The sequence below is a fragment of the Chitinophaga sp. genome (assembly GCF_039596135.1).
Classification (GTDB): domain Bacteria; phylum Bacteroidota; class Bacteroidia; order Chitinophagales; family Chitinophagaceae; genus Chitinophaga.
Window position 1 is genome coordinate 1 of the sequence record NZ_JBCNKH010000105.1, and the last position, 19641, is coordinate 19641.

The 19641-nt window shown below is 46.0% G+C and carries 13 protein-coding genes and 1 riboswitch; of the genes, 3 read left to right on the forward strand and 10 right to left on the reverse strand.

Going from position 1 to position 19641, the window contains the following annotated elements:
* Positions 1 to 385 precede the first annotated feature (385 nt).
* Positions 386 to 2671 carry a GH92 family glycosyl hydrolase gene (locus ABDW16_RS29705; RefSeq protein ID WP_343674923.1) on the forward strand — a complete coding sequence of 762 codons (2286 nt, stop codon included), beginning with the start codon at positions 386 to 388 and terminating at the stop codon, positions 2669 to 2671.
* Between the two features lie 272 nt (positions 2672 to 2943).
* A complete protein-coding gene (locus ABDW16_RS29710; RefSeq protein ID WP_343674925.1) occupies positions 2944 to 4113 on the forward strand; it encodes a FecR domain-containing protein in 1170 nt (389 codons plus the stop codon).
* A 39-nt stretch (positions 4114 to 4152) separates the two neighbouring features.
* Here ABDW16_RS29710 and ABDW16_RS29715 read toward each other — a convergent pair whose 3' ends face one another.
* On the reverse strand, positions 4153 to 4818 hold the full coding sequence (locus ABDW16_RS29715; protein ID WP_343674927.1) for a response regulator transcription factor: 666 nt from the start codon (positions 4816 to 4818) through the stop codon (positions 4153 to 4155).
* A gap of 1090 nt (positions 4819 to 5908) precedes the next feature.
* Between ABDW16_RS29715 and ABDW16_RS29720 the strand changes: the two genes are divergently transcribed.
* Positions 5909 to 6676, forward strand: coding sequence for an SGNH/GDSL hydrolase family protein (locus ABDW16_RS29720; protein WP_343674929.1), 768 nt, complete (start codon positions 5909 to 5911; stop codon positions 6674 to 6676).
* Positions 6677 to 6719: 43 nt separating this feature from the next.
* Here the strand turns inward: ABDW16_RS29720 and ABDW16_RS29725 are convergent, their stop codons facing one another.
* From ABDW16_RS29725 to ABDW16_RS29765, 9 genes are all read right to left on the reverse strand, one after another.
* Positions 6720 to 7466 carry a succinate dehydrogenase/fumarate reductase iron-sulfur subunit gene (locus tag ABDW16_RS29725; protein WP_343674931.1) on the reverse strand — a complete coding sequence of 249 codons (747 nt, stop codon included), beginning with the start codon at positions 7464 to 7466 and terminating at the stop codon, positions 6720 to 6722.
* Between the two features lie 6 nt (positions 7467 to 7472).
* Positions 7473 to 9389 (reverse strand): fumarate reductase/succinate dehydrogenase flavoprotein subunit, encoded by a 1917-nt coding sequence (locus ABDW16_RS29730; RefSeq protein ID WP_343674933.1) that lies wholly within the window; start codon positions 9387 to 9389, stop codon positions 7473 to 7475.
* Between the two features lie 12 nt (positions 9390 to 9401).
* Entirely contained in the window at positions 9402 to 10052 is a 651-nt protein-coding gene (locus ABDW16_RS29735) for a succinate dehydrogenase cytochrome b subunit (RefSeq protein WP_343674935.1), read from the reverse strand.
* 38 nt (positions 10053 to 10090) lie between these two features.
* Entirely contained in the window at positions 10091 to 11521 is a 1431-nt protein-coding gene (locus tag ABDW16_RS29740) for an anion permease (protein WP_343674937.1), read from the reverse strand.
* 20 nt (positions 11522 to 11541) lie between these two features.
* Positions 11542 to 12696 (reverse strand): porin, encoded by a 1155-nt coding sequence (locus ABDW16_RS29745; RefSeq protein WP_343674939.1) that lies wholly within the window; start codon positions 12694 to 12696, stop codon positions 11542 to 11544.
* Positions 12697 to 12888: 192 nt separating this feature from the next.
* A complete protein-coding gene (locus ABDW16_RS29750; RefSeq protein ID WP_343674941.1) occupies positions 12889 to 15915 on the reverse strand; it encodes an efflux RND transporter permease subunit in 3027 nt (1008 codons plus the stop codon).
* 25 nt (positions 15916 to 15940) lie between these two features.
* A complete protein-coding gene (locus tag ABDW16_RS29755) occupies positions 15941 to 17005 on the reverse strand; it encodes an efflux RND transporter periplasmic adaptor subunit (protein WP_343674943.1) in 1065 nt (354 codons plus the stop codon).
* A 22-nt stretch (positions 17006 to 17027) separates the two neighbouring features.
* Positions 17028 to 18389 (reverse strand): TolC family protein, encoded by a 1362-nt coding sequence (locus ABDW16_RS29760; protein ID WP_343674944.1) that lies wholly within the window; start codon positions 18387 to 18389, stop codon positions 17028 to 17030.
* Positions 18390 to 18494: 105 nt separating this feature from the next.
* Positions 18495 to 19103, reverse strand: a complete 609-nt coding sequence (locus ABDW16_RS29765; protein ID WP_343674946.1) for a TetR/AcrR family transcriptional regulator — start codon at positions 19101 to 19103, stop codon at positions 18495 to 18497.
* Positions 19104 to 19313: 210 nt separating this feature from the next.
* A riboswitch (SAM riboswitch) is annotated at positions 19314 to 19428 on the forward strand.
* Positions 19429 to 19641: the final 213 nt, after the last annotated feature.

Consider the following 19641-nt stretch of genomic DNA (forward strand, 5'->3'; position numbering starts at 1 on the left):
GTTGCGAGACCGGCTGGATGTACCGCTCGATGGAGGGCCAGGTGCACTTCTGGGTGGTCGGCATCGGCAACGATATATAATAACTTAAATATAGTAAAGATAGTATTAATATTTTAGAAATTTCGGAGAAAGTGTCTTTTTTGCATGCTTATGCCATCAGAATATGCAAAAATGGCTGGAATCAGGGACCGCATTTCTTACTGGTCAAGGATTTTAGAGGAATATTAAATTATCGGAAATAATAAGTAGCCCTAACAGAATCACTGAATATCAAACGTTTCAGGCATTTATTTGTAACAAATTAACCCTGACTGATGTCATTTTCGCGGAACTTTACTTTCTGCGGCCGACAACGTATATTGGGAGTTCTAAAGGATTTCAAGATATGAAATTGGGACTCATGCATTACCCGGTGCTGGCAGCGGCATTACTCGCTTCCGGCATCCAATTAAACGGTCAATCAAAAAAGACAGTTGTTACAGGCACTAAGGTTTACAAACCAGTAGATTATGTAGATCCATACATCGGATCGGGTGGTCACGGCCACGTATTTGTAGGCGCCAACGTACCTTTTGGTGCGGTTCAGGTGGGGCCTAACAATATCGTTAAAGGTTGGGACTGGTGCTCTGGTTATCATTATTCTGACAGCGTTGTCATTGGTTTTTCGCAGACACACCTGAGTGGTACCGGCATCGGTGACCTGGGAGACGTATTGATTATGCCCTATACCGGCAAGGTACGTACGAACCGCGGTACACAGGATGATCCGACCAGCGGTTATGGCTCGCATTACACCCATGCCCACGAAACGGCAAAACCAGGTTATTATGCCGTGACCCTGGAAGATTATAAGATCAAGGTGGAACTGACTGCTTCGGAAAGAGTTGGTTTCCATAAGTATACTTTCCCGCAGAACGCGGAAGGTCATATTATCGTAGACCTCAAAGAGGGTATCGGTTGGGATGCCCCTGTAGAAACGTACATCACGAAAAAGGATGATTATACCCTGGAGGGCTATCGCTATTCCAAAGGCTGGGCGGTAGACCAGCGCCTGTGGTTTGCTATCAAAAGTAATGTACCGCTAAAGAACTTTGCTGTTTACGATGGCGAAACTCTGCAAACAGGAACTGCTGCCAGGGGCAAAGAAGTAAAAGGGGTAATTTCCTTTGATAAAGCCCCCGCTACTGTATTGCTGAAGGTGGGCATTTCTCCTGTAAGCAGTGAGAATGCACTGGCAAATATCAATGCAGAAATTCCGGGATGGGATTTTGCAGCGGTGAACAAAGTGGCGACTGAAAAATGGAATACAGAGTTGTCTAAGGTGAACCTGACTACCAGGAATGATTCGGCAAAAACCATTTTCTATACTTCATTGTATCATACTATGATCGCGCCGTCATTGTTCAATGACCACAATGGTGCGTACCGGGGCACAGATAAGAAGGAATATGCCAACCCTGGTTTTAATAACTCCTCCGTGTTTTCTCTCTGGGATATTTATCGGTCAGATATGCCGATGTATACCCTGTTGCAACCTGATCGGGTGAGTGGGTTTGTCAATTCCATGCTGGCTATTTACAGGCAGCAGGGCAAGTTGCCTATCTGGCCGCTGATGGGAAATGAAACGGATTGTATGGTGGGTTACCATGCAGTGCCTTTCATTGCAGATGCATACCTGAAGGGCTATACCGGGTTTGATCCGAATGCTGCTTTTGAGGCCATGAAGGCTTCTGCCACGAGGGATGATTATGGTATGAAGGATATCAAAGCGAAGGGATATATTTCTTCTGAGCATGAAAAAGAATCCGTGTCCAAGGCGATGGAGTATGCAATTGACGACTGGTGTATTGCAGCCATGGCAAAGAAACTGGGCCGTACAGAAGATTTTGAATATTTCTCTAAGAGAGCAGAATTTTATAAGAACTACTTTGATCCGGCTGTACGTTTTGTACGTCCCAGAATGGATGATGGTAGCTGGAAGTCTCCATTTGATCCTTTCAATTCTATCCACGAATTTGGTGATTTTACAGAGGGGAATGCATGGCAGTATACCTGGTTAGTGCCGCAGGATCCGGAGGGATTGATTGCCCTGTTAGGTGGCGATGAGCCATTTACCAATAAACTGGATAGCCTGTTTACAGCGAAAGGAGATATGGGGGAGAAGGCGAGCAGCGATATTTCTGGCCTGATCGGGATGTATGCGCATGGGAATGAACCGAGCCATCATGTCACTTACCTGTATACTTATGCGGGTAAGCAGTGGAAGACGGCGGAGAAGGTAAGACAGGTGGTAAAGCAATTCTATACTACTACGCCTGAAGGGCTGGCTGGTAATGAGGATTGTGGCGCGATGTCGTCCTGGTATGTGATGTCTTCATTAGGCTTTTATCCTGTAAATCCGGCGAAAGGTATTTATGTGCTGGGGAGTCCGCTGTTTGATAAAGCGGTGCTGAAATTAGCGGGTGGTAAAACCTTTACGGTGGAGACGACGAACAATAGTGGGGATAATATTTATATACAGAGTGCTACGCTGAATGGTAAGCCTTATAAGAATAGTTATATCCGGCATGCAGATATGGTGAAAGGTGGGGTGTTGAAAATTAAAATGGGGCCTAAGCCTAATTATGATTTTGGAAAGGCGGTGGAGAATCGTCCGGATTCTAAGTATTAAAGCTTAAATAATTGGCAAAAAAGCTGCTTTCGCCTTCGGCAGAAGCGGCTTTTTTGTTTGGTGACATGCTGGCCGAAGGCCAGACTTTCACCCCTCTCTACTACTCATTTTAGTAAAAAACACCAATAAGCGTAAGAAAAACAACTTGTTATCTCAAATTATTAACCGGTAATTAACTTAATTATCAACCAGATGTCCGTAGCTTCGATGCAATAGATTGCAGAAACATTTCACGTGTGGAAGCCAACCGTCTTATTTAACAAGGATTTCTTATGATGATCGAGAATCACGAGCATATTTACCAGCTCTTGTTGGAAAAACGAAACGGTACCATCAGCGAAACAGACGACGCCTGGATCGCAGGTCTCATCGACAGCCATGAAGAGATCGCCCTCATGTGGCGTGCCCTGAAACAAAGCTATATCACCCCCGGTGAAGAAGCCTTCTGGCAGCAAATCGATGAAAACGCTGCCTGGAAAAAAGTCAAAAACCAACTCACCATACCATCCCGGAGCGTACACCCAAACCGTACCCTCCTGATGGCCGCTGCCATCACCGCCCTCGTAGCCCTGGCTATCAGCGCCGTGTGGCGTTCCGGTATCTGGCAAAAAGATCCCACTCCACTGCTGGCAGCAGGCACGAACACGGTGGGCACCGTTCCCGGTTTGCAATTACAACTGGCAAATGGTTCCACCGTGGCCCTGCCATACAACCAGGCCCGCCAGCAAATCACTGCCGGTGACGTACAGCTGAGTGCCGGCGCCAAACAACTACAATATACAGCCAATGGGAAAATGGGAGAAGGATTCAATACACTCACCGTTCCCCCTAAAATGGATTATAAACTCGCCCTCTCAGACGGTACGGAAGTTTGGCTCAATGCTACCTCCAAACTCCGCTTTCCCTTTGCCTTCAACGGCGATAAAAGGGAAGTATACCTGGAAGGCGAAGGCTACTTCAATGTAACAAAGAAAGACGGTCAACCTTTTATTGTACACACCGCCCACACAGATATTACCGTGCTCGGTACCACCTTCAATGTCAATGCGTACAACAAAGACGTAACCACTACCTCCCTCGTAACCGGGAAGGTGCTGACTAAATCCGGCAACGAGGAAGTAACCCTCAAACCCGGCCAGCAGGTAGCATACAATACCAATAACAAATACAGCGTAGACAACTTTGACGCTGACGAAGTACTGGCATGGATGCGTGGACTCTATGTTTTCCACAACACCTCCCTGGAACACATCGCTGCTGTTATAGAACGCTGGTACGGGGTAAAAGTGGTATTCGACGACCCTTCCCTCGCTGCGAAAAAATTTACCGGTGGACTGGAAAAACTACAGACCCTTGATTACTTCCTCGAAACACTACAGATCATTGGAGATGTAGATCATTACTACGACAAAGACGTGTTGCACCTGAAGCTGAAAAAATAACTGTTAGCCAGACAATTATAGATTCGGTTAAAACAAAAACTAACTCAGTATCCGATATTGCTGCTGCAAATTCCGGATGGCATACTTGATCAGTGAATTATGCCCTGTCAGGTTCAGCTTCTTGGAAATGTTGTGCCTATGGTTCTCAACCGTCTTAATACTGATGTTAAGTGCCTGTGCAATTTCTTTAGTGCTCAATCCTTCCGCAATCATCTGCATGATGCGTAGTTCAGTTTTGCTCAGTTTGCTGTGTATCTCCGGGGCAACTACAGGCATAGACACAATCGTGGTATGCTTCTTCTCCCGCTGCTGCAGGTTGAAAACCGTAAACCTTGTGATCCTCGATTTGATGCTCATGAGCAGTTCCTTGCTCTTAAAAGGCTTGGTCAGAAAATCATCTGCACCAAGATTCATACCCATACGCATGTCTTCCTTACCTTCTTTGCCACCGATCAGGATAAAGGGCAGATGCTGCAGTGTAGGGTCGTTTCGCAGTTCCATGAGGAAGTGGTAACCACTGCCACCTCTCAGTTTCACGCCACATACAATGAGGTCTGGTTTAAACTGACGGCTCATATACATACCTTCTTCCGGGGTAGTACTGGTAATCAGATCATAGTCATGTAGGGTTAGCAGCTGCTGGATTTTACGGATTAAAGCAGTGTCTTCCTCTAAAAGTAAAATTTTATAAATCGGTGCTTTCATTCAATTTAGTTTGAGCCGGTTTATACGTTCTCGTTAGGCCAGTATTTCCTGCATTAGGCCTGTTAGTTCGCTAGTTCTCATATTGAACGCATATATCCTGCTGACGTGGTTTATTGGAACTGGTAAGTGCCACTTTTAAATTGAACAAATTTTTCCCCTCTGATTGGTGAAAGCGATGAATGATAGTTGGTTCCTTTCTCCAAAGTTGCAGGTAATGTACTAATGACCATACTCATTTTTTTTTAGTAATAATAATGTCTTTTTCCCTGTGTGGTTTTTCAAGAAGATAGGTGTGGGTTCCAACTGCTGACCTGCACGTAAATATGCGTCAAATAACGCCCCCTTTTGCGTGTTCAGCTGTGGTCGGTGCTTAAAATAAGTGTTAGCACCTAGGAATATGTGTGTCCTTACTCATTTTATAAAAAAGCGTGCCAATAAATATAGTTGTGACGCCAACAATTGTCCATCTTTACATCAGTAAACGCATAACGCATTTAAAATTAGTTATATTCAGTGTAAAAATTAATATCAATAAGGTATAAAATTTATGCCTGATTACATTGAATTAATTTTTGAAATGATATACAAGTGCAAGGGAAAGAATATAACACGCATTATTAGTGGAGAGCCATATCCATAATAAAGCCAAACTCTCGCTAAGCCTTGGTATGCGTATTTGGTACCAAGGCAACTGCGACAGATTTGGGAACTGAGAGCCCAGTGCCCTGTTTCCCTCTATACCCGGCTCTGCATAGGAACTGTGTAGCCTTCGCGGTGAATTATATATAACAGCGCCAGGTATCTTATTAATACACAGGTTTTCATAGGATAGATAACTAAATTGCCGCCTAATCCTGGGCGGCATTATCTTTTTCAGGCAGTAGCCACAGGCATTTTTACTCCTCCCGCAGGCTGCCCCGACCCGCCATTCCTCCCAGTCGTTTTCTCCTCCCGGCAGCACCCCGCAGGCTACCCCGGCTTACCATTCCTCCCAGCCACTTTCTTTTATTTAAATAATTCCTTAGTTTTATTCCGCAGGTCTTCAGACCCTTCTAACTGCAATGTATATACTATTAACTTAAAAAATTCCATGGAACAATCCACTACTCACTCCGCCCGGAGACGGTTTCTCCGCAACCTATCGCTTGGAACCCTGGCGGCCGCTGCCCTTCCTGAAATCTCATTCGCCCACTCACATAGTGAAAGCGCTAAAAAAATCACCCTGAAAAAGGACGCTGTCATTCTGTTCCAGGGAGATTCTATTACCGATGCCGGCCGTAAAAGAGATCATGACGAAGCCAATCATGGGGGCGCACTCGGCACCGGGTACGCTTTCCTCGCCGCCGCTGCTTTATTAAAACAATTCCCTGACCGCAACCTGAAAATCTATAACAGGGGCATCAGCGGAAATAAAGTATACCAACTGGCAGAACGCTGGGATAATGACTGCCTCAACCTCCAGCCAGATGTACTCAGCATCCTCATTGGTGTGAACGACTACTGGCACACCCTCACCAGCAATTACACCGGTACCATTAAAACCTATAAGGATGACTTTACTGCCCTCCTGGACCGTACTAAACAAAAATTACCAAATGTACAGCTGATTATTGGAGAGCCTTTCGCAGTGAACCATATAAAGGCAGTAGATGATAAATGGTTCCCGGCTTTCAATGATTATCGTGCCGCTGCAAAGGAGATAGCAGGAAAGTACAATGCGATCTTTATTCCTTACCAGGATATATTTGATAAGGCACAGCAATCTGCGCCCGGAAGCTACTGGACAGGAGATGGTGTGCATCCCAGCCTGGCCGGCGCAGAGCTGATGGCAAGCAGCTGGTTAAATACCGTTAAATAAAGATAAAAGGTACCGGCTTGCGCCGGTACCTAAAATGGCCAATCTATTTTTTCAATAACCTGGCCCTGTGGTATTCATAATTCATACGTGCAATATGAAACACTGAAATACCTTGTGGACATTCAACCTGGCAGGCTTCTGTATTCGAACAATGCCCGAAACCTTCCTCATCCATCTGTTGTATCATATTGACTACCCGCGTAACACGTTCTTCCTGCCCCTGCGGCAGGATTGATAACTGTGCGATCTTGGCAGCCGTAAAAAGCACGGCACTTCCGTTCTTACATGTTGCTACACAGGCGCCGCAACCAATGCAGACTGCAGCGTCAAAGGCAGCTTCAGTGACCCTATGAGTCACCCGTGTTGTATTAGCCTCCGGTGCCTGCCCGGTATTAACCGAAACAAATCCGCCGGAAGATATAATACGATCAAAAGCACTTCTGTCTACTCTCAGGTCCTTTTTTACGGGGAACGCCTCAGCACGAAAAGGTTCAATAAGAATATTTTCCCCGTCTTTAAACTCACGCATATGCAACTGGCAGGTGGTGGTATTTTTCAATGGGCCGTGCGCAATGCCGTTGATCATCACACCGCATTGCCCGCAGATGCCTTCACGGCAATCATGATCAAACTCCACGGGTTCTCCGCCTGTCAGGATCAACGTTTCATTCAGATGGTCCAACATTTCCAGGAAGGACATATGAGGATTGATATTGTCTACGGTATAGTCAACTAATTTCCCTTCGGAATCAGCGTCTTTTTGCCTCCATATCTTAAGATGTAGTTTCATCTTTGTTTATTTGTAACTGCGTACAGTTGGTTTAATGGTTTCAAAAATCAAAGGCTCTTTGTGCAGGATGGGGGTGGTATTTTTTCCATTCCATTCCCAGGCTGAGATAAACTGGAATGCTGCATCATTGCGCATGGCTTCCCCATCGGCTGTCTGGTATTCTTCCCTGAAATGTGCCCCACATGATTCGTTGCGGGTAAGGGCATCATAACACATCAGTTCTCCCAGTTCCAGGTAATCTGCCACACGCCCGGCTTTTTCCAGCTCGCTGTTCATCTGGTCCCCGTTACCCGGCACGCTCACGTGCTTATAAAAATCCTGCCTTAATGCGCCAATCTGTTCAATGGCCAGTTTAAGTCCCTGCTCTGTACGTGCCAGACCGCAGTAATCGTATAATATCTTACCCAGGCTCCTGTGATAATCATCTACTGTACGATTCCCTTTGATGCCGATCAATTGCCGGATTTGATTGCTTACCTGGTCTTCCGCCTCCTGGAAGGCAGGGTGTTGCGTACTGATCTTCCCCGTTTTGACTTCATCAGCCAGGTAATTGGCTATTGTGTAAGGTGCAATGAAGTAACCGTCTACCGAAGCCTGTAAAAGGGAATTAGCCCCTAATCTATTGGCCCCATGATCCGCAAAATTTGCTTCCCCCAGGGCAAAAAGTCCAGGTATTGTAGTCATCAACTCATAATCTACCCAAAGTCCGCCCATTGAAAAGTGAGCGGATGGAGAAATCATCATCGGTTCTTTATAGGCATCATATCCCGTTATTTTAAGGTACATCTCAAAGAGATTACCGTATTTTTCACGGATCTTTTCCTGTCCCTGTTCCCGGATGGACCTGGCAAAATCCAGGTACACGGCATTTTTCAAAGGCCCTATGCCAAAACCTGCATCTATCCGTTCTTTTGCAGCACGTGAAGAGATATCCCGCGGCGCCAGGTTACCAAAAGCAGGATATCTTCTTTCCAGGTAATAATCCCTTTCTTCTTCCGGAATATCATTGGGCTTTCGTGGATCGTTCGCGTGCTGCGGTACCCAGATGCGTCCATCATTACGTAAAGATTCCGACATTAATGTCAGTTTGGATTGATAGTCGCCTGATTGCGGCAGTGAGGTAGGATGAATTTGTATCCAGCTTGGGCATGCCATCAGCGCTCCTTTTTTGTGCGCTCTCCAGATAGCCGAACCATTGCAGCCCATGGCGAGCGTGGACAGGAAATAAATCTTTCCATAACCGCCCGTAGCTAATACTACTGCATGGGCGGCATGCCGCTCAATCTCTCCCGTATCCAGGTTGCGGACAATGACTCCCCTGGCTTTCCCATCTATCAGCACCACATCCAGCATTTCATGCCTTGCAAAAAGTTTCACGGTTCCTTTACCTACCTGCCGCATCAATGCCTGATAAGCGCCCAGCAGGAGCTGTTGTCCCGTTTGTCCTCTCGAATAGAATGTCCGGCTCACCTGTACTCCTCCAAAAGACCGGTTATTGAGATAGCCACCGTATTCCCTGCCAAAGGGCACACCCTGGGCCACAGCCTGATCAATGAGGTTCACAGAACACTCTGCCATCCGGTATACGTTGGCTTCCCTGGATCTGAAATCGCCACCTTTCAGGGTATCTGCAAACATTCTGTAAATACTATCTCCATCATTTTTATAGTTCTTTGCAGCATTCACACCTCCCTGGGCGGCCACTGAATGGGCTCTTCTGGGCGTATCCTGGAAACAGAATGATGAAACGTTATATCCCATCTCTCCCAGGGAAGCAGCCAGGGAGCTTCCGGCAAGCCCTGTACCGATTACGATAACTTGCAGTTTCTTCCGGTTCGCCGGGTTTACAAGTTTGGCTGTTCTCTTATACACTGACCACTTATCCTGCAACGGGCCTTCCGGTATTTTAGCATCCAATCTCATAGCATAGCGCATTTAATGGGTGAAATAAATGTACAGGGGCATTAGTGCAAATCCTCCGCAAATCACTATTGCATACGCGATACCTGCCTGCTGTAACCATTTTACATACCTGGGATGATAGATGCCCAGCGTACGTACGGCACTGTGCACTCCATGCGCCAGGTGATAAAACAATGCAACCATCGACACCACGTATATTATCACTATCCACCATTGTTGAAATGCTGTAATGACCAGTGTGTATAGATCTTTATTACCGTCTTTGTCCAGCTGCAGTGCGCCGAACTTGTAATGGTACCAGAAGTTTTGAAAGTGCAGTACCAGGAAAAGCAGGATCACAAAACCCAGTATCCCCATGTTCCGGCTATACCATTTGCTCGCCCTGCCACGTCTGTCTGTCTTGTATGCGCCCCCTGATCTTCTGTTTTGAAATGTGATGAACAATGCATCCACGGCATGTGCAATGATACAGCCGTAAAGTCCGTAGGAAACGATTTTAATGAATATGTTGCCCGACAGAAAATGCGAGTACGCATTAAAGTTATGCTGTGCTTCTTCCGGTGGTAAAAAGAGCTGCAAATTCCCCAAAAAGTGGATGACCAGGAAAAAGCAAAGAAATAGCCCGGTCAGGCACATGATGACCTTCCTTGTTACAGTATTCATAATCTGTCTATTTATGACTTAATCCGGACTGACCGCTATCAATAATAACCAATCAGCTTCATCCATCCGCCGCCAACGGCCATATAGATGACTAGTAAAACCAACCCGATTTCCAGGCCGCGCAGCCACCAGGATTTAAGGTCCACATAACCGCTACCGAAAAAGACCGGCGCTGGTCCGTGTCCATAATGAGTGAGTACCCCATATATAGAACCCAAAAAGCCCAGCATCATTGCCAGCAACATGGGTGGGATGCCTACGGAAATACCCACAGTTAACAGTGCGGCATACATGGCTGCCACATGTGCGGTAGCGCTGGCGAAAATATAGTGGCTGAAAAAATAAACCGCAATGATCACCGGGAATGCTATACTCCAGGATAGATTACCAATCTGGGTTTTGACTAACTCACTAAACCATCCGATAAATCCTAAGTCGTTCAGTGAGCTTGCCATCATTACTAAAACTGCAAACCATACAATGGTGTCCCACGCGCCTTTTTCACCCTTGATATCTTCCCAGGTAAGTACAGATGTGAGCAAGAGCAGTGAAAGTCCAATAAAGGCCGTAGTGGTAGCATCTATTTTGAACATGTCGCCGGTAATCCACAAAGTCAGCAGTACAAAAAAAGCAACCAGCATCAACCATTCATTTTTAGTCACAGGCCCCATCTCTTTCAACTTCTCCCTGGCCATGGCAGGTGCGTCCTGTGTTCTTTTCAGTTCCGGCGGGTATAATTTATATAGCACCAAAGGCACCGCGATGAAAGCGACTATGCCAGGAACAAAGCCCGCAACCGCCCAGGACATCCAGGAAATATTGATACCTAAATTAGCCGCAAACTTCTGACACATGGGATTACTGGCAGTGCCGGTAAGAAACATGGAAGAAGCGATAAGGTTCATGTAATAACTGTTCAGTGTCAGGAACGAACCCAATTTTCTGTGTGTTTCGGGTTTATCAGGCAATGACCCAAAATTCATTGCCATAGATTTCATGATCGGGTAGATGATACCCCCGCCCCTGGCAGTATTACTGGGAATAGCAGGAGCCAGGCAAAGGTCAGCTAACCCCAGTCCGTAAGCCAGACCAAGAGAACTTTTACCAAAAACTTTGATAAAAAGGAATGCAATACGATTACCTAACCCGGTTTTGATAAAACCTCTTGCTATAAAAAAGGAAATCCCGATCAGCCAGATCACTTTATCACCAAATCCCCTCAGGGCCAGCGTAATGGATTTGCCGGCTTCACCGGGAGCCAGCACCTGCGTAACGGCAGTGAGCCCCAGCGCGATCATACACATAGTGCCCATCGGGGCAGCTTTTAATATAATACCCAATATGGTGGATATGAATATTGCGAAAAGATGCCATGCCTCAGGTTTAACTCCCTGAGGGGCGGGTGTATACCAGATAATCATACCGATTATCAGGGTAATTATAGAATTCTTTAGATTAATTTCTTTCATGGTGCACTGTTTTAATAATATTAGAACCTGCTTTGCAATTGGAGTATAAGCGTATTGCTGTTATGTTCTGTTGTATTATCTGTTTCCTTATTATATCTTTCCATTATCAGGCCCAGCTGTATTCTGGCATCATAGTTCTGCAGGAAGCCAAAACTGATCATTGGTGTGAAGCTATGTCTTGGAACAGGGTTCAGTTTGTAATTGACATCCATATACTCATACCGAACGGAACACTCGATTGAACTAAGATTTTTATAATTGATATCATATCGCAGGTTAGGCAGAAAATAAACTGCCCGCATCATATAGTCGCCTAATTGGTTTGCCCGGTCTGCTTCCTTAAGGGCAAAATACATGACATGATTAACTCCCTGTTTGGCTTCGGCCTGCAGATCAAGCCCCCACTTTTCGTTGAACTTTATGTTTCCTGTTAAATCAATTCCCAGGGCATGCACATCCTTCTTGAATACCTTACCATATCCGGCGTTTAAACCCAGTTTTACCCCGTTCTTTGGAAACAGGTTAAATACCAGCCTTGACATCAGCTGTTTCCCATTGTCTTTATCCTTTGGCTGGTTTCTGCCATTCCCGTTGACTACAGCAATGGAATACTGTGTGCCTAATTGCCCTATTTTAACATCGCCCATAATAGCTGCCCCTTCCTGGAAACTGGTCCAGCCATTCTTTGCAAACTCGTAGTATTGATTGGAATAGTCCAGGGATTTGATCACATCCACCGGGTAGGTTTCCTCTATACCAAACCATGGCCTGAATTGTCCAAAGACCAGGTTAAGTCCGGGACCAAAGCTGTATTTCATGTAGGCGTTTTCCAGCACCTTGTATTTCGGGTCTGATTTAAAGTCGGCCAGGTTAGCCAGTACAACCACCTCTGTGCGTTTGGTCAGTTTTACCTGTACCTGCAGACGTACACGTTTCAGATCAAAATCGTTACTTGTGTATTCATCATCAGAGTGATGCAAACCATCTATATCTATATGGTCTGTCAGCGAGGTGACATATCGGGCCTGTAATAAGCCTCTGAACTGGAATTGAGGGAATTTCTCTTTAGGTTTTTCTTTATTAATTTTAACAGTATCCTGTTGTTGTGCAAAAGTTGGTACAACACATGCCACTGTAAATAATAGAGCCAGAATTTTCATTTTCACTGTTCTCATGGCTGTAGTTTTATGGTTGATGATGTGCTCAAAAAATCACATTAAAACTAAGCTGCAACGAAAGAGGAAAACAGGATCATCATCATCCCTGAATAGAATGCAAATCATATTTATCAGCGCCTAAAAACAAACGGGATGTATCAAAACTATGATACATCCCGTTTGTTTTGGCAGTTGCCCCGGCTCACTGACTCAGTACATTAACTTATACACCACCGGCGTCACCACTCTCGACAACAGTGTCGAACTAATTAACCCGCCAATCAGCACTATCGCCAGCGGCGCAATCAACGGGTTTGTACTGATCGCGATCGGTATCAACCCGCCAATCGCCGTCAACGACGTGAGCACTATCGGTAAGAACCTGATCTCGCCCGCCTCCCGGATGGCCTCATCCAGCGACTTACCCTGCTCTCTCAGCTGGTTCGTAAAGTCTACCAACAATATTGTATTCTTCACCTCAATCCCCGCCAGCGCAATCATACCAATGATCGCCACAAAAGACAGGGAATTCCCCGTCATCCACAATGCAACGGCCGCACCAACTACCCCCAACGGTATCACTGACAATACCACAAGGGTACTCTTGAACGTTCTGAACTCCAATATCAGCACCGCTATAAACATAAACACCGTCAGGATAATAATACTGGTAAAATCACCAAATGAATCCTTCCTTGACTCTATCTCACCACCCATCTCATAAGAATACCCTTTCGGTAGCTGCATGGCATCCATCTTCGCTATCACATCATTCAGCACCTTATCCACCAGTACCCCCTTATCTACAAATGCCGTTACAGACACTACTCTTCTCTTCTCCTGGTGACTGATACTAATAGGAGAGTTCTCCATTTTCAAATCCGCCACCTGGCTCAGGGGAATCGCCTTCCCATCATTCGTATTTACGTACAGGCTATTGAACACATCCATCGTGGGCCTGCCACTCTTGTTCCTCGTCAGCAAAATGTCGTAATCATTATCATTATTATCTGCATAGTGCCCCAGGTTCAAACCAGCTACTGCCAGTCTTACCGTACGATCTATATTCAGACTCGGAATGCCCAGCTGTTGTGCCTTCTCTTTATTGATCACCACCCTGATATCGCTTTTCAGCAACTTCACCGGGTTGTCTACATAAATAGTACCCGGTGTTTTACGCAGCAACTCTTCTGCACGGCCAGCCAGCGTTCGCAGCGAATCCAGGTTATCGCCAAACAACCGGATCTCTACCGGCGCCGGTAAGGCTGGTCCCTGCTCAAAATTCTTCACTTCTACCTTCGCCCCCGGATAAGGTGTCCACAGCTGACGCAGTTTATCAATCAGGATCAATTTCCTGTCGGGCGAGGTCTCCGGTTTCAACTGCACAAAGATCTGCGCATAGTCACTCCTTTCATTTTCCTGGATGATATTATAATACACCCTCGGATTACCCCTGCCTATATTTGTAGCAAAGTATTGTACATCCTTTTCTGTCTTTAATACTTTTTCTACTTCCAGCGCAATGCTCCTTGTATAGGGCAGGTTCGACTGTGCCGGTGTCGTAATATTAATGAGGAACTGCGGCTTTTCTGAAGCAGGGAATAATCCAAATCCTATTACCCCGAACAGGTAAATTGCACCCCCAAAGATGATCACAGTCGCTACTACTGTCATAACGGGGTGCTTCAGTGCACCATCCAGCAACCTGCTGTAACTACCCTGGATCAGGCGTTTCAGGCCGCGCATAAAGATGTTTCCATCCGGATGCCCGCTATGCGTTTTCAATAATTTGCTGCTTAAAAAAGGGATGATTGTCAGTGATACAAGCATAGATGCCAGCACACTAAAGATCACCGCCAGTGGCAACCCCCTGATAAAATCCCCTGACCCCTCAGGCATAAATACCAGTGGCATAAATGCAATAATCAATGCAGCCGTACAACCTATCACTGCCAATCCAATCTGTTGGGTTGCCTTCAATGTTGCATCCAGCCGGTTATGTCCTTCCAGCATCCATCGCTCTATATTTTCCACCACTACAATACTGTCATCTACCAGCAATCCCAATGCTACCACCAGGCCTACAATACTTAGCTGGTTCAGGTTATACCCAAACACATTCAGCAATATGATCCCGATAGATAAAGACAGGGGAATAGAAATCATTACAATCAGTGCCGGCCTGAAACCCAGTGGTAATAAGGTCACCGCTACCAGCAGGATTGCAATGATAAAGTCTTCACCCAATCCGCTCAATCGCCTGTTCACATTCTCTGCCTGATCAAAGTTCTCTACCAGGTCAATATTAGCAGGCAGTGTTTTCTTAAATTGTTCAATTACGGGTCCGTACACCTTCTTCGTCTTGCTGATATTCTCACCTTCCTTCTGCGCGGCCACGATAAAGACACAGCGATGTGCATTCAGGCGGGTAGAATAGGTTTCATCATTAAAGCCATAGTATACGTTGGCAATATCCCGCAGAAAAATATTCTTATTGCTGTTTACATTGATCACGGTATTCCTGATCTCATCCAGTGATTTATAGCTGCCACTGCTCTTGATATTGTAAGTACGGTTGCCCGCATCAATACTACCACCGGGTATATTGGCCATCTCACCCTGCAGACTACCAATCACACTATTCACAGAAATTCCCATCTGTGCAATCTTCTCCATCTGCAATTCAATCCGCACCTGCCTGTCAGGCACCCCATGAATTTCTACATTCTTCAGCTCTTTCAGCCGTTCCAGTTCATCCTGCAATTTCTCAGCATAGTATTGCAGTTTGTCCATAGGCGCATTTTCAGACACGAGCCCCAGTTGCAGGATATTCACATCGCTGGGTTGAAACCGCATCACGTCAATGCGTATATTTTCTGGCAGGTCACCACGCTTGCCATTCACCACCCGCAGTACTTCCTGGTACTTTTCATTCACATCGCTGCTATATTTATATTCTACCCTGATCACGGCCAGACCATCGCCAATAGAAGTTCGCAGTCTTTTTACATTCTCCTGTGCATAGAGTTCTTTTTCCAGCGGGTCTACCACCAGGTCTTCCATATCTTTTGGACTGGTGCCCGGGTATACCACTACTACAGAATAGGTAGGCGCATGCATTTCCGGGTCTTCGGAACGGGGCATATTGAAGATCGTCGTGATGCCCAGTGTAATAATCATGATAAAGATGACCAGGGTAAACTGGTAATTCTTTACCGCGTATGTTGAAATTTTCATGTGCAGATAATTGAAACGATTAAACTTATTTTACACTGATCGGGCTGCCATCAGTGAGATAAGCACTGCCTGAAATAATGAGAGCACCAGCGGCTTCCAGGCCTTTGGTAATGATCACCTGGTCTTTTTCCATACCACCGATGGTCACGGTAATCTTCCTGGCAGTTTTGCGATCGTTGGTCACGAATACATAACCGGTACTGCCATCGCCTTCCATCAGCGCCTCGTAGGGGATGGACCAGGGACCTGCACCAGTGGCCGTAACTGTGGCCGCAGGCTGAATAATCGCTTTGCCAAACATGCCATAGGCAATTGCTGCAGGCTTAGTGCCATTCAGGCGAATGTCTGCCCTGAATGTACCACTGGTCTGATTCAATCCTTCTGTTTTACGCACTACAGTACCTTCAAAAGTTTTACCTGCTACCGATTCAATTTCGATGGTCGCCTTGTCCTGTGGCTGGATCGCCGCCCATTGTTTATTGCTCAGGTCTACCCGCAGCAGCCAGTTGCCCGCAGCAGCACCATTGGTTTCGAAGATGGCAGTGCCGGGTTGTACCAGCTGACCTTCATTGGCCAGTTTGCGCAATACATATCCGTTGGAGGTAGCGCGGATCTGTGAATGACTGCGATTGAACTCGGCCGATTTAAATTGTTCTTCTGCAATGCTCATGGCAGTTTTTGCATTCTGCAGTTGTTCCAGGGTGGCTACGCTGTCCTGGTATAAATGTAGCACGCGGTTGTAGTCACGTTGTGCTTTTTCAAAACCCAGTTGTGCCTGGGTCACCTGGGCATTGATCTCGGTAAGGTTGAGGGTAGCTAAGAGCTGACCGGTCTTAATGGCATCGCCTTCTTTCACAAGCAGGCTTTGAATGATACCGCCGGTTTTGAAAGAAAGCATGGTTTCGTCGTCTGTGGTAAATTGTCCGGAAACGGCTATGGCGGCGGTGCCTGCGCTTTGACCATTCAAAGGCAGCAGTTTCACCGGAATAACTTCGGTTGTGTTTTTGTTTTCAGCAGCTTTGTTATCTCCACAGGAGGTAACAAAGACGGCGAGAAAAGGGAGTAATAAGATGGCGTGAATCGTTTTCATATATCGGCGTTTAATAAGGTGATTATAACTGGTAAGCGGCGGCCTGCAATTCAATGTCGGCCATAGAAGTCTGTACTCCTGCAAAAGCAACAGCTACCTGCAGGCGTGCGCTGGTCAATTGGTTTTGTGCATCCAGCAGTTCCAGATAAAGGAGCTGGCCGGCTTTGTATACTTTGAACTGATCGCGGTAATATTTCTCAGAAAGTCCTAATTGTGTTTGCGCATTCTGGTAATTGGCTACAGCCGTATGATAATTGTTGTAAGCCGTGGTCAGTGCCAGTTGCAGGGAACTGTATGTTTCAGCATAAGCGGCATCGGCTGTTTTTATTTCCATGGCAGCCTGTTGTGCTTTGTGCTTTTGCTGGCCAGCGGTGAAGATGTCCCACTGCAGGTGTACCCCCCACAGGTAGTAGCGGGTTTTATTGTCTACATTCCAGTTGAACCCTTGTGAGCCGAGATCCAGGAAGGTGCTGAGTTTCGGTACCAGGTAGGAGTTGAATTGCTTGTATTGCAGCGAAGCAATTTTCTTTTGTTGTTCCAGCTGTTGCAGTTCTTCTCTCTTTGTAATGGTGCCGGTATCGGCTACAGGCAGGAGGGAAGCGGTGGCAAAGGTGGTGCTGTCCAGCAGAATAGTATCGTTCAGGGGTTTGTTGAGCAGGAAGTTGAAATAGGCTTTTGCCAGGGTGCGTTGGTTTCCGGCACTGGTGATATTGGTAATAATCTTTTGTTGCTCTGCCTGTGAACGGGTGAGGGCAGTGGTATTGGTCACACCATTTGCGATGAAGCTTTTATTCACCCGTATATTCTCGTCTACCAGCAGCATGGCAGCGTTGTATATTTCCACGGCGCGGCAGCTTTGGTAGTACTGGTAGTAAGCGGTTTTGAGGTCCTTTACCAGTTTACGCTTGTACACATTTACGGATGCCTGTTGCAGGGAGATGTTTTCCCGGCGGATCTTATTTGCATACCATATTTCGGTGTTGATGAGCGGGAGGGTGGTGTGGAGTTTGGCGTCGTAAAAGTTGTCAGGATTCAGGAGTACGGATTGATTTTTCAACTGGGGAAACTGGTTACTGCCCGTGAGCTGGTTGAGACTCGAGTAGACGTTGTTCAGCAGATCTCCCAGGGGAATGTCGATGGTACGGCCACCATCTGCACGGGTGTAATCACCTACCAGGCTTACGCTGGGATAGAAGAGTGATTTGGCTTCCTGCAGGGCGTACAGCGACTTATCCAGCTGGAAGTTGCGCTGCTGCAGGCCCTGGTTGCGGGAAAAAGCTTCCCGGATGTAATGCTCCATCAGCGTATCCTGGGCAGAAAGGCGGAAAGATGCGCCCAGTATAGCTAATATGAACAAAATTCTTTTTTTAATGCGTGTTGACATAATGAACACTGTTTAGTAGAGTGGTATAAAAAAAGACACGTTGAGTGTCAGTGAAAAAAGGTGAATTGTATGTCTGCGTCAACATTATAGTTGACGCAGACAAATTTATTTCTGAATAATTTGCATAAACTCCTGTAATGCAGACTGGACAAGGGCTGCCTGTTCTCCTTCATCCATTCTTGTCACTTTCATCCGGCCCCGGATAGAGAGGGAGATGATACCATGACCTAAGCCCCATATGATCATCGCTGCCTGTGCCGGATCTGAGAAACGGATGTAGTCTTTGGCGGCTCCAATGGTATCGATCAGGAACTGGAAAGACACGTTACAATTATCCCAAAAGTCTTCATCCTGCATAGCTTTCATGGGTGATCGCAGTATGAACATGAGGTCATACAGGTCCGGGTTGGCAATGCCGTATTCAATATATGCTTTCAGTAACTGGCGCAGGCGTTCCATCGGGTCAGCAGCAGTGGCATGCAGCGCAAAATAAGCATGCAGGTGATCGAAGGCTTCGCGCTGGATCTCGTAAAATAATTCATCCTTATCCTTGTAATACAGGTAAATGGTAGCGGGCGAGTATTCGATCTTTTCTGCGATGTTGCGGATAGAGGTTTTTTCATATCCGTCTTTGATAAACATATCCATGGCGGCGCTGATAATCAACTTCCGCATTTCCTGTTTTTCTCTTTCTTTACGATCAGAAATCCCCATAATTAATTACTTTACGATGCAAACTTACTGAACACTGTTTAGTAAAGCAAATAAAATATTTTTTCATGTGCCCGCTCACCTCAAAGATGGCCGCAGGCCAATGCTGCGCTGAAAAAATTCCATTTTGCCGAAGGCGAAATGGAATTTTTTCGACTTTTAATTTGGTGAATTAAAATTTCCGACCATATCTTTGCACCAGTTCTTTAAGATACCTTATCAAGAAAGGCAGAGGGAAATGGCCCTGCGAAGCCTTAGCAACCATCCTGTTTCACCAGACAGGAAAGGTGCTACATCCATCCCGGATCAAAACCGGGAAAGATAAGTCAGTAGATTTGATCGATATTACTCAATATACTTCCAAACTCACCTGGCTATCCCGGTGAGTTTTTTTATGCCCACTCCTCTCTGATAAGCTCCCACAAGAACCCTGTTTAATCAATTTCATCATCAACTAAAAAACAAACCGATGAGTAACATCACCAACCTTCTCCATTCTATTCCAGTAGATCCATTAACAGGTGCTATCGCTGTACCCATC